At 62.2% G+C, this 11,987-nt stretch carries 14 protein-coding genes; 2 read left to right on the forward strand and 12 right to left on the reverse strand.

From position 1 onward, the window contains the following. Positions 1-8 precede the first annotated feature (8 nt). The 3 genes from LB547_RS01390 to LB547_RS01395 form a co-directional block, all read right to left on the reverse strand. A complete protein-coding gene (locus LB547_RS01390) occupies positions 9-947 on the reverse strand; it encodes a GlxA family transcriptional regulator (RefSeq protein WP_263482988.1) in 939 nt (312 codons plus the stop codon). 335 nt (positions 948-1,282) lie between these two features. Next, entirely contained in the window at positions 1,283-1,417 is a 135-nt protein-coding gene (locus tag LB547_RS32270) for a hypothetical protein (protein WP_127853696.1), read from the reverse strand. 358 nt (positions 1,418-1,775) lie between these two features. Next, entirely contained in the window at positions 1,776-1,961 is a 186-nt protein-coding gene (locus LB547_RS01395) for a hypothetical protein (RefSeq protein WP_140495643.1), read from the reverse strand. A 217-nt stretch (positions 1,962-2,178) separates the two neighbouring features. Between LB547_RS01395 and LB547_RS01400 the strand changes: the two genes are divergently transcribed. Continuing rightward, positions 2,179-3,078: a LysR substrate-binding domain-containing protein gene (locus LB547_RS01400; RefSeq protein WP_140495644.1), complete on the forward strand. Its 900-nt coding sequence runs from the start codon at positions 2,179-2,181 to the stop codon at positions 3,076-3,078. On the opposite strand, the gene LB547_RS01405 is transcribed toward LB547_RS01400, so the two are convergent. Continuing rightward, on the reverse strand, positions 3,079-4,059 hold the full coding sequence (locus tag LB547_RS01405; protein WP_140559611.1) for an alpha/beta hydrolase: 981 nt from the start codon (positions 4,057-4,059) through the stop codon (positions 3,079-3,081). A 246-nt stretch (positions 4,060-4,305) separates the two neighbouring features. Beyond that, complete coding sequence (locus LB547_RS32470; RefSeq protein WP_318012538.1) at positions 4,306-4,665, reverse strand: hypothetical protein; 360 nt, start codon at positions 4,663-4,665, stop codon at positions 4,306-4,308. Positions 4,666-4,797: 132 nt separating this feature from the next. On the opposite strand from LB547_RS32470, the gene LB547_RS01415 reads away from it, so the two are divergent. Then, a complete protein-coding gene (locus LB547_RS01415) occupies positions 4,798-5,826 on the forward strand; it encodes an acyltransferase family protein (protein WP_224619890.1) in 1,029 nt (342 codons plus the stop codon). 41 nt (positions 5,827-5,867) lie between these two features. Here the strand turns inward: LB547_RS01415 and LB547_RS01420 are convergent, their stop codons facing one another. The 7 genes from LB547_RS01420 to LB547_RS01450 form a co-directional block, all read right to left on the reverse strand. Beyond that, entirely contained in the window at positions 5,868-7,997 is a 2,130-nt protein-coding gene (locus tag LB547_RS01420) for an ASKHA domain-containing protein (RefSeq protein WP_140559613.1), read from the reverse strand. Further along, a complete protein-coding gene (locus LB547_RS01425) occupies positions 7,948-8,922 on the reverse strand; it encodes a methyltetrahydrofolate cobalamin methyltransferase (protein WP_140495648.1) in 975 nt (324 codons plus the stop codon). Before LB547_RS01425 ends, LB547_RS01420 begins: the two co-directional genes overlap by 50 nt. An 81-nt stretch (positions 8,923-9,003) precedes the next feature. Further along, entirely contained in the window at positions 9,004-10,095 is a 1,092-nt protein-coding gene (locus tag LB547_RS01430; protein WP_140760739.1) for a methylenetetrahydrofolate reductase, read from the reverse strand. Next, positions 10,092-10,712 (reverse strand): methylenetetrahydrofolate reductase C-terminal domain-containing protein, encoded by a 621-nt coding sequence (locus LB547_RS01435; RefSeq protein ID WP_140670275.1) that lies wholly within the window; start codon positions 10,710-10,712, stop codon positions 10,092-10,094. Before LB547_RS01435 ends, LB547_RS01430 begins: the two co-directional genes overlap by 4 nt. Beyond that, a complete protein-coding gene (locus LB547_RS01440) occupies positions 10,705-11,007 on the reverse strand; it encodes a virulence factor (RefSeq protein ID WP_140495651.1) in 303 nt (100 codons plus the stop codon). The genes LB547_RS01435 and LB547_RS01440 overlap by 8 nt, the downstream gene beginning before the upstream one ends. A 142-nt stretch (positions 11,008-11,149) precedes the next feature. Beyond that, positions 11,150-11,680 carry a GNAT family N-acetyltransferase gene (locus LB547_RS01445; protein WP_140760736.1) on the reverse strand — a complete coding sequence of 177 codons (531 nt, stop codon included), beginning with the start codon at positions 11,678-11,680 and terminating at the stop codon, positions 11,150-11,152. Beyond that, positions 11,668-11,934, reverse strand: a complete 267-nt coding sequence (locus tag LB547_RS01450) for a DUF1778 domain-containing protein (protein WP_140521108.1) — start codon at positions 11,932-11,934, stop codon at positions 11,668-11,670. The genes LB547_RS01445 and LB547_RS01450 overlap by 13 nt, the downstream gene beginning before the upstream one ends. Positions 11,935-11,987 lie beyond the last annotated feature (53 nt).

Raw genomic sequence — 11,987 nt, forward strand, 5'->3', positions numbered from 1 at the left:
GCGCGCCTCTATGCCGCCAGCAGCTGCTTGCGGTCGACGCGCTCCTGCTGCGGCGAGCGGGCGTAGAGCTCGCGGTAGCATTTCGAGAAATGCGAGGCCGAGACGAAGCCGCAGGCGACCGCCACCTCGACCACCGGCATCGAGGACTGGATCAAGAGATGCCTTGCACGGTCGAGGCGGATTTCGAGGTAGTAACGGGCCGGCGAGCGTCCCATCTCGGTGCGGAACAGCCGCTCGATCTGCCGGCGCGACAGGTCGACATGGTCGGCGATCTCGATCAGCGACAGCGGCTCCGACAGATTGCCTTCCATCAGTTCGATGATGGTCAGCACTTTCGAGTTCTGTACGCCGAGCCGGGCGCGCAGCGGCAGGCGCTGGCGGTCGGTGGGGCTGCGCACACGGTCGGTCAGCACCTGTTCGCAGACGCGGTTGACGAGATTCTCGTCGAAATCGTCGCCGATTAGCTTCAGCATCATGTCGAGCGCGGCGGTGCCGCCGGCGCAGGTGTAGATGTTCTGGTCGATCTCGAACAGGTCGGCAAAGACATTGGCCTTCGGGAATGCCTCGGAGAAGCCCGGCAGGTTCTCCCAATGGATGGCGCAGCGCTTGTTGGACAATAGGCCGGCAGCGGCCAGAACATGCGCGCCGGTGCACAGGCCGCCAACGGAGACGCCGCGATTGTATTCCTCGCGCAGCCAGGCAAAGGCGGACTTGTTCTGGTAGCGCTCGACATTGGTGCCGCTGCAGACGATGGCCATGTTGGGGCGATCCGGCCCTCCCATCTTCCTGCGCTCCTCCTCCAGCGAGGTGTTGACCGCGCATTCGACACCGTTCGAAGCGCGCACCGGCTTGCCGTCGATGCTGGCGAGGCGCCATCGATAGGCCTCGTAGCCGAGCATGCGATTGGCCGAGCGCAGCGGGTCGAGCGCCGTCGCAAAGGCGATCATGGTGAAGTCGGGAATGAGAAAAAATACAAACGATCGCTTGATCGGATGCTTAACGGCGTTCACGGGAACCTCACGCAGCCATGGCGCGAACAGAATGTCGCGAATAGCATAGCGACAACAGGAAAAACCATCCTTGTCAATCGGCTAAGGAGCTTTAGCAAGATTTAATTTGCGACATGGGTCGCAAATGGGCAATCGTGTTGCGATGCCGCGCAGCCGCGGCGCCGTCCATGATGGAAGCGCCGTCAGCGGTGTGCAAACAAACGCCGCCTCGGCGGAACCGGGCGGCGTCATCTATTCAGGCAGCGCGAGGGAGCGCTGCGTGCGGGATCGGTTCAGGCGACGAAACCGAGGCGTGCGGCAGCCATGGCGCCGGTCTGGCCGGGCATGGTGTTGGCAAGGCGCTGGCGCTCGAGGGCCGTGGTCAGGTTCATTTCGCGGCGAGGGAAAAGGCGGGCAAAAAGCTTCATGTTCATCTCCAATCGGTTGCTCAGACGGGTCGCCTTCGCTTGATGGAGTGGGGCAGCTCGTTTGCTGGCGTGGATATAGGCTTGTGTAAGTAAAAACTAAATCGCAAAAGCGAAGCACTTCATATGAAAAGCGACACGCAAGGCGGGAGCCTTTGTAGGCACTCCCGGATTTTTCGTTAGCTTACAAAGCGTTAGCTCAAAACCCAGCCGCTATGCGGCTTGTTCATATGCGCCATGCAGCGGCAGCATGGCTCCGAAATTCATGTGAACGCAAATAAAACGGCAAAACAGGTCGGTAAAACAAGAAGACCTGCCCGGCGGTTTGCGCGGCAGGCCTTCAATGCATGATACACACGGTTTACTTTGCTCCAGCCCAGGATCCGACGCCGGCGCGTATGCCGGCCTTCGTGTCGGCCGCTTCAGGCCAGCCAATATCCTTCTGCAGCTCGATCGGCAGGGAGCGGATGGCGCGTTCGGTCTGGTAGCGGGCGCGGGCCGCGCTGAATTCGGTCGCAAGCCGACCGATGGATGACAGGATAGACATTTCGATCTCCTCGTGTCGGGGCGGAAGTGCCCGGCAATGCCTTACGTCAGGTCTGTATCAGCTTCATTGCATGTCGAAGGCAGGTCTGTGTCGTGATCGTTTCGTGGCTGCCTTGGCAGCATCCTGCTTCGATGGAGTTGACTATGCGCCCGAACTGATGTTCAATCAAACGAAATGGAATGATAGTTTGCATCAGAAAAATTGAAGGTCGATCGTCATGAACGCCCCACTCAATCATCCGCTGCCGCTGCTGGACCTCGACGTGCTGCGCACTTTCGTGGCGATCGCCGAAACCGGCAGCTTCACCACCGCGGCCAATGCCGTCTTCCGTACGCCCTCGGCGGTCTCCATGCAGATCAAGAAGCTGGAAGATATTCTGGGCCGCTCGGTGTTCGCGCGCGATGCGCGCTCGGTGACGCTGACCACCGACGGGGAAATGCTGCTGGGCTATGCCCGTCGTCTGCTGTCGATCAATCGCGAGGCGGTGTCCAAGTTCATCATTCCCGACATTGTCGGCGTGGTGCGGCTGGGTTCGCCGGACGATTATGGCGAGCGCGTGCTGCCGCATGTGCTGAAGCGTTTTGCGCAGTCGCATCCATCGATCGCCGTCGACGTCACCATCGACCAGAGCAGCAATCTGCGCCGGCGCATGGATGACCGGGCGCTCGACATCACGCTGCTCACCAATTCCTACAAGACCAGCGCGCTCGGCGCCGAGGTGCTGTTGACGGAGCCGATCGTCTGGGCCGGCGCCAAGGGCGGCTGCGCGCATCTGCGCGAACCCTTGCCGGTGTCGCTGTGGGAAGAGGGCTGCGCCTGGCGGGCAGGGGCGCTCGAAGCGCTGAGCCGCGAGGGCCGCAACTACCGCATCGCCTATATGAGCGCGCATACGGCCGGCCAGCGCGCCGCCATCATGTCAGATCTCGCCGTGGCGCCGCTGCCGAAGTCTTTCCTCGGCAACGACATGGTCGAGCTCTGCCCCAAGGACGGCATGCCCGATATCGGCACCTACAACCTCGCCATGGTGGTAGCGCCGGACGCCAGCGCGCCGGTCAAGGCGGTGGCCGACCACATCCGGGCGACGTTCGAAGTCTTCCGGGAAACCGGCAAGTTCTGATCAACCGGGGTACTCTGACTGGAGGCCCTGCCCCGAAGCCTCGGTGGACGGCGCTTCGAAGCCTGCTCCGGCGCCTTCAACAGGGGGTGAGGGGTTCTCGGTCAGAAACGCCACGATCCGTTCGCGCGCGCGGCGCGATTCCGGCATATCGATCAGCGGCCAGACGTGGAACATGCCTTCCTCGTGCACGAGCTCTACCTCGACGCCAGCGGCCCGTGCTTTTTGTGCGAAGATCAGATTGTCGGGCGTGAGAAGATCGCGAGAGCCCGCCAGGAGCAATGTCCTGGGTAGTACCGAGAGATCGCCATAGACGGGGCTGATATGCCAGTCAGTCGGGTCTATTCCGGCACTGTAGAGCCGGATGGCCTCCCGTCCGCCCGCGATGCCCAGCCAGGGATCGTTCCGCTCCGCCTCGAACACCTCGGGGTTTGCAAGCGAGACGTCGAGGCCGGGTGAGATCAGCACATGGCGCGACGGCAAGGGCAGGCCTTCTTCGGCAGCCATCATGGTGAGCACCACGGCCATGTTGCCGCCGGCGGAATCGCCCATGAAGATTATGTCTTCCGCCTCCGTCTCGCCGAGCATCCGGCGATAGACGTCGCCGACCATGCCGAACATGGCGTGGAAGTCATGCTCGGGCGCGATGGGATAGATGGGCACAGTAAAGGCATAGCCCAGCCGGTCGGCCATGTCGGCGATCAGGTGCCAATGATAGGGCGTGATTTCAAAGACATAGGCGCCGCCGTGCAGATAGAGAACCCGCTTGCGCTCGCCGGCCCTGGGGGCGATCTCGTAGACGGGAAAGCCGTCGACGGTGCGCGTCTCGATGTTGAAGCGCTGCTGCACTGACACCGGAGGGTGATGGTCCTCTGTCCGGCGCGCCGCAGCGATCCAGCGCTGCAGGTTTTCCGGGCTGGAAAACGCCTTCTTGCGACTGTGCCTGAGCACGAAGGATACGACGTGGCTTTTCAAACTTGGCATGCGGATACACGAACTTCGGCGGCAGCCGACTAAGAGAAGTCCCCTTCATATTTGAAGATCGTGCCCTGGTCGAAGATGTCAAGATTTACGCTGTGTGCACACGTCGCTGTGATGGGCGCCGCATTTCTCGCGGGAGGGATCAGCGCTGCGGCAGAAGGGCTGCGCGCAGGCGGTTGCTGGTGACGGCCGGAGCCCCTCGCGGGCTCCGGCGCGTGCCGAGCAGTTTGCACTTTTCGGCGAAGGTCATCAGCGCGTAAAGCCCAAAAGCAGGGCGGAAAGCGCCGCCTGCGGGTCGCTGGGCGGCGAGGCCGGCCAGCCGATGTCTTTCTGGACATGCGCCGGCAGGCTGTTCAGGGCGCGGACGGCCTTGTTCCTGGCATGGGCCTGCCTGATGGTCGCACCGTAGCGGCCGAGATTTTCGAACATCGACATTTTCATCTCCCTTGAAGAACGGCGGCGGCCGAGGATTATCTTCGGCCGCCGTTCGATGCCGGGTAAATGCGCCTGCCATGTATCGGTCGGATTTCGCGAAAACGGTGATTTGGTTTCCGGATCAGTCATTCCGGAAACATTTGCATACAAATGAAATTGCAGGGCGATTGACACCCCCGAGCGATCGCTTCTTGGCCGCGTCCAAGAGGGCGTGCCGCGATCCTACCTAGCTTGCCCGTTGACAGCAGATGGCGGATGTCTGCTATTGTGCATTGCAGCATCGGGGGTGCGGGTAAGGAGTATGGCGTGAATGACATTCACAGTATCCAATACCTTCGAGGACTCGCCGCTTCCGCGGTAGTTTGCTTTCACATCAACGAACAGTTCGGCGGTCCGTTCGCGGTCGGTGCTGCTGGCGTCGACCTGTTTTTTGTCATCAGCGGTTTCATCATGTGGGTGACCACGGCCGATCGCCCTGCCAATCCACGGCGTTTCATATGGCGTCGGATTGTTCGCATCGTGCCGCTCTATTGGATCGTCACGGTGCTGACCGCGCTGGCAATTTTCCTCAAGCCGCAATTTCTCTACGGACATGTGCTGAGCCCGGAAAATTTTTTCGGCTCGCTGGTGTTTCTTCCGATCGTGCAGGATGGGGTACTTCATCCCGTGGTGATCCAGGGCTGGACGCTGTGCTATGAAATGATGTTTTACGTCATTTTCGCCTTGGCGCTCTTTTTAGGCGAGAAGCAGCGTTTTGCCGCGCTGATCGGCGTGCTGACGGTGATGGTCGCATCGAACTTGCTGCTCAAAGGCTACCGCTTTACCTCTCCCCTCATGCTCGAGTTCGCGGCCGGCATTGTTATCGGGCGGCTGTGGATGGAGGATATTCGGCTCCGGCTTGTGCCGGCGCTGGCGCTGGTTGTTGGCGGATTTCTCCTGTTGATGACGATCCAGATGCTTGACCCCGAGCTGCCTCGTGTTCTGCGTTGGGGTATTCCGGCGACCCTGATCGTTGCCGGAGCGGTTTTTGCCGAGCGTGCCAGACCGTTCAACCCCGTGGCCCTGCTTACATTTTTTGGTAGTGCCTCGTATTCGATCTACTTGTGGCATGTGCTGGTGGTTGTCGTGGTAACTGGCATCATGCTGCGGCTTGGGGTTCCGCCAAATTGGCAGCCGGCGCCGATTGCCTTGATCAGCATCGCGCTTTCCGCGATGCTTTACCTGTCGATTGAAAAGCCGCTGACGGGCTTTCTCAACCGGTCGCGCGTCAAAAGCATGCCGTTGCTGGCTCAGCGGCCCAGCTTGCGCTTGCCATCGAATGAGGCAAACGACTGACAAGCGGCCAAGGCGCCTCGGCGTTGCATTGTGCCCTAATTTTATTCCCGGCCACGTCGCGCGGCGTGGCCTTCGCGCGAGCGCCGGCGCGGGGTGGCGTCGCCGGCGATGCCGTCTTCGCTCACCGTCTTGCGCGGCGGCAGCTTCACCGCCGCCGACAGTTTCGGGAACGGATCGACCTTGTTCGGCAACGCCATCGCATAGACGAAGTGCTCCTGGAATTTGGGCTCCAGTGCGGTCTCGATCTTCTCGATCTGGCCCACCGTCTCCTCGATCTCGCGACGATAGCCGCGATTGAGCAGCGCCATGCGCGCGCCCGCGCCGGCGGCGTTGCCGACGGCCGAGACCTTGTCGAGGTCGCAATCGGGGATCAGGCCCAGCACCATGGCGTATTTCGGATCGATGAAGGAGCCGAAGGCGCCGGCGAAGTGGATGCGGTCGACATGCTCGGTGTTCTGCTTTTCCATCAACAGCTTGGTGCCGGCATAAAGTGCTGCCTTGGCGAGTTGGATGGCGCGCACGTCGGTCTGGGTGATGGTGATCTTCGGCTCGCCTTCCTTCAGCACGTAGGAGAAGGTGCGGCCGTTGGCGACGATACGCGGCGAGCGCATGCTGAGCGATCCGTCGACGACGCCGTCTTCGGAAATGATGCCGGCCAGATACATCTCCGCGACGATCTCGATGATGCCGGAGCCGCAAATGCCGGTGACGCCGGTCGCCTGCACGCTGTCGAGGAAGCCCGGCTCGTCGGACCACAGTTCAGAGCCGATGACGCGGTATTTCGGCTCGAGCGTGTCGGGATCGATGCGCACGCGCTCGATGGCGCCGGGCGCGGCGCGCTGGCCGCCGGAGATTTCGGCGCCTTCGAAGGCCGGACCGGTGGGCGAGGAAGCAGCCACGACCCGGGCACGATTGCCGAGCACGATCTCGGCGTTGGTGCCGACGTCGACGATCAGCATCATCTCGTCCTGACGATGCGGGCCCTCCGACAGCGTCACCGCCGCGGCGTCGGCGCCGACATGGCCGGCGATGCAGGGCAGCATGTAGAGACGTGCGCCCGGGTTGAGCTTGAGACCGATATCCGAGGCCTTGATGCGCACCGCGCCCGAGACGGCGAGCGCGAAGGGCGCGCCGCCGAGCTCGGTCGGATCGATGCCGAGGAACAGATGGTGCATGATCGGATTGCCGACGAAGACGGAATCCAGGATGTCGTTGCGCTGGACACTGCCTTCCGCGCAGACCTTGTCGACGAGGCCCGAGATCGCCTCGCGCACCGCGACCGTCATGCCTTCGCGGCCATCCGGGTTCATCATCACATAGGAGACGCGGCTCATCAGATCCTCGCCGAAGCGGATCTGCGGGTTCGACGTGCCTGACGAAGCGGCGACGCGGCCCGACAGCAGCGACACCAGATGCATGGCGATGGTGGTCGAGCCGATATCGCAGGCCAGCCCATAGGCCTCGTTCTTGAGGCCGGGCCACAAAGCGATGACGCGCGCGATATCGCTGTCGGCATCCTTGTGGATGGCGGCGGTCGCGGTCCAGTTGCCCTTGCGCAAGATGCCCTGCACCTGCGGCAGCAAATAGAAATCGAATTCGAGGTTCTTGAAGTTCCAGTCCTTCATCAGCGCGATCTTGAGCCGGTCGAGATCGCCTGAAGGATTGTGCATGTCGGGTTCTTCGATTTCGACATAGCACATGCGGATTGCCGTATCGCGCGCGATCACCCTGGTGTCGGCATCCTTGCGGATGGTCTGTGCGTTGATGACCGTGTCCTGCGGCACGTCGATGACAAGGTCGCCGAGGATCTGCGCCGAGCAGGAGAGGCGGCGCCGTTCCGGCAGGCCGCGCACGCGCTCATAGCGCTCTTCCTTGGGCCCCTTGGGCGAGATGTGGTCGTTGGAGGAGACGATCTTGTGCTTGGCGAAATTGCCTTCCTGCACCTCGATCTGGCAGCGCCCGCAAGTGGCGCGCCCGCCGCACACGCTCTCGACATAGACGCCGAGCTGGCGCGCGGCATCGAGCACCGGGGTGCCGACCGGAAACCGCCCGCGTTTGCCCGACGGCATGAACAGCACGAGCGGATCGGTGATGTTGGTATGCGAATTCACGATTGCGCGCTTATCCCCTTGCCATGCGGGCTTCACGACCGCCACGACGGCGACCGCCATTGCCGCCGCCTTCGCCTGGTGCATTGACCGCCGTCGGAGCGGCGACCGCTTGGCCGCCTTCGGCCGGCTTGTAATCCTTATAGGTGCGAATCCAGTTGGTGCAATTCTCGTCGGTGCCGTTCAGAACGTTGGCGCCGCGCACGGCTTCCATTTCCTGCGGACGCACCGGGTTCATGATGGCCGATGTCATGCCGGCGCCGATCACCATCGGGATGAAGGCGGCGTTGATGCCGTGGCGGTGCGGCAGGCCGAAGGAGATGTTGGACAGGCCGCAGGTGGTGTTGACCTTCAGTTCCTCGCGCAGGCGCCGCAGCAGGGCGAACACCTGGCGGCCGGCATCGCCGAGCGCGCCGATCGGCATGACCAGCGGGTCGACGACGACGTCATGCGCCGGAATGCCGAAATCGGCGCAGCGCTGCACGATCTTCTTGGCGACGGCGAAGCGCACATCCGGATCCATCGAAATGCCGGTCTCGTCATTGGAGATGGCGACGACCGGCACGTTGTATTTCTTGATCAGCGGCAGGATGGCTTCGAGTTTTTCCTCCTCGCCGGTGACGGAGTTGACCAGCGGACGGCCCTTGGCGACCTTGAGCGCCGCCTCGATCGCGGCGGTGACCGAGGAGTCGATCGACAGCGGCAGGTCGACCAGGCCCTGGACGATCTCCAGCGTCTGTACCAGCAATGCCGGCTCGGTCGCGTTGGGGTCGACGGCGGTGACGCCGGCATTGACGTCGAGCATGGTGGCGCCGCAAGCGGCCTGTTCCAGCGCGTCCTTGATGACGGTTTCGAAATTGCCGGCGATCATCTCGGCGGCGAGCTTCTTGCGGCCGGTCGGGTTGATGCGCTCGCCAATCACGCAGAAGGGCTGGTCGAAGCCGATGATGATTTCTCGTGTCGCCGAGGCAACGATGGTCCGGGTCATGAAATCTCTCCGTCGTGATATAAAGAGTTCTTTATATCGTTATCTCTTGTCGATCAAGCGAATGGTGGTTCTCCGCGCAAGTCAATGCGCGGTCTTCACCATGTCCACCTGGGTTTCGGTAACATCGTCGTGCAGGATATGGTCGAGCCGGTCGGCGACCATCTGGTCGTCGCGGCGGATTTCGCGCTTCCACGGCTGGCGGCCCTTCAGCACGCCCGATTCATCGACGATCTCGGCGACATACTCCTCCTGGCGGTAGGCCATCACATGGACGCCTGAAACGCCTGGGATTTCCTTCACCTCGTTGATGATGTCGATGCAGAGCTGCTTGCCTTCCTTCTTCTGGTCCTGGGCGCCTTCCAGCCGCTTGATGACGATATCGGGAATATGGATTCCCGGCACGTTGGAGCGGATCCATTTGGCGGTCTTGGCCGAGGCGAGCGGTCCGACACCGCACAGGACGAACACTTTCTCCGTGTGGCCGAGATCGCGTGCCTTTTGCATGAAGGTCTTGAACATCGGTACGTCGAAACAATACTGCGTTTGGACGAACTGAGCGCCGGCGGCGATCTTCTTGCCGAGATGGATCGGGCGGAAGTCGAAGGGCGGTGCGAACGGATTGACGGCCGCGCCGAGGAACAACTGCGGCGGCGTGGTAAGCTTGCGGCCGGACAGGAACTTGCCGTTGTCCCGCATGATGCGGATGGTTTCGAGCAGCGACATGGAATCGAGGTCGAACACCGGCTTGGCGCCGGGCTGGTCGCCGGCCTGCACGCCGTCGCCGGTCAGGCACAGCATGTTGGCGACGCCCATGGCAGCCCCGCCCAGCACGTCGCCCTGGATGGCAATGCGGTTCTTGTCCCGGCAGGCGATCTGCATGATCGGTGCGTAGCCCATACGGGTCAGGAGCGCGCAGATGCCGACCGACGACATATGGCAATTGGCGCCCGACGCATCGACGGCGTTGATGGCATCGACCCAGCCGTCGAAGATCTTCGCCCTGTTGTAGACGTCTTCGGGATCGGCGCTGTCGGGCGGGTTGAGCTCGGTGGTAACCGCGAATTCACCGCGTCGCAGGACGCGTTCGAGCCGGCCGCGCGAGGTGTGGCCGGGCAAGGGGTCGAGCGGCAGATGGATGCCGGCCGGGTTCTCGTCACGCTGGCGGGCGATCATGCGGCCGCTCCGGTCGTCCCATCGGCCGCGGCTTCACGGGCCGCTGCCGCCTGCGCGGTGACGCGCAGCCAGGCGGACGTTTCGCGCAGCGACTGGTCGACCGGCTTCTGCACGGCGAGAATCCTGTCGCCGTGCTCCATGTTGCGCGCCCCCTCCCAGGCCTTGACCCAGACGCAAGGCATGTCGGGCTCCACCTCGCAATTGCCGTTGGCGCGCACGCCGCCACAGGGGCCGTTGCGCAGCTGTTTTGGGCAGTTCATCGGGCACGACATGCCGGTCGAGGACAGGATGCACTGGCCGCACATGCGGCAGTCGAACATGAAGCCCTTGACGCGCTTTTCGACAAACTTCACCGGGGCCTCGACACGGCTGTAACCGATACCTTTCCACAAGGGATGCAGCAGAAGGAACATGTCGGCGAAGCGGGCATAGAACCATTCGAGCAGGCGCGAGTGCCGGACCGACCACAATCTCACCGCGAAGGAGCGCTGCACGCGGCGCTGTGGCGACACGTCGGCCGGCTTGTAGTCGGATTTCGGTGCCGCCTTCTTGACCAGGGTCGCCTGGGTGATCGGCTGGAGAGCCGGGCTCTCCTTGGCGGGAATGGTTTCAGACATTTTCTTTGCCGCCCGCCTTCACCAGAGCGATCAGCCGCTCGCGGTCATATTTCGCGTCGATGTCCTGGAATGCCTTCTCGACCTCGGCTTCGAGGTCGTCGCCGACCGGAACCGGATCGGCCTTGCGCCATTCGGCCAGATAGTCGTCGGTGCCGCCGGCGCCGGTGCGCATGGCGCACATGTCGATCGCCTCGGTGAAGCGCAACGGCAGTTCGCGCTTGGCGTTCTGGCGGCCTTTCCTGACGATGACCTGGGCAGGGATGTCGCGCCAGTAGACGACGATCAGATCGGCCATGAATTCTCACTCCTCGATCTGCGAGCATTGCCGCATGCGCAATTGGGCCGCTTGTTATGGGACGACGCGCGCGCATTCAAAAGCGACGCATTTGGATGTCGTAAAATGAAAGGCAATCTTCAATGTCGGCCTGAGGTAGAAATCAGCAGGAATGATCGATGCTGCCATCGAAGCCATTGTGCCTCAGATCGGCAATGCGGACGATCATGCTCCGTTTGGGATCGAATGGAAGATCCTGAAAAGCGAAGTCGCGATAGAAGTCTCTTACGCCTTCGTCCAGCGGGTGTGTGATAACGCCGAAGCAGCCGATATTGCTGGAAAACCGCACCGCCGTCCTGAGCGCAAACAGGAGAAGGGAGCGCCCGCCGCCGCGTCCCTGATATTTGCGATCGACGGCCAACTGGCCGAGCAGGATTACCGGAATGGGATCAGGCCGATTACGCTGTGCCGATTTGGGCAGGTATGCGCGTTCGATATGGCCAGCGCTCAGCGCAACGTAAGCCGCTATCCCACCGGTTTCGGAATCACAGATGAGGCTCGTCCGCGACAATCCATCCTGCTGGTTGCGCCATGCATGACGGCGAAGCCAGTTGTTCAACGACTCGCGACCGCAATCGAAAGCGTCCCAGTCGTCATCCCCGGCGAGCGGACGGGGTGGCGTCAGTCCCGCCATACTGGCCTGGACGCAGCAAGCCTTTGCAGTCTGGGCTCGGTCTTTGGTGTCGATTTCGCCCAGGCCTCGAATTGTTCCCAATCGACGACGGGAATAACGACGACACGACCGCCCAAAACCTCCATCTCGGCGGCCTCAACAGCCTTGCGCCGAATGAAGTCGCTCAGATTTGTATGAGCCTGCTTGGCGGCGGCCTCGAGAATGTCACGCTCGTCCGAGGTGACGCGAACGCTGACAGGCGCCATGCTGGACATCGATAGGGCTCCATATTTTGTATGACAATAGCATACGATCGCCCGTATCGCCA

Source organism: Mesorhizobium sp. B264B1B (assembly GCF_020165765.1).
GTDB lineage: Bacteria > Pseudomonadota > Alphaproteobacteria > Rhizobiales > Rhizobiaceae > Mesorhizobium.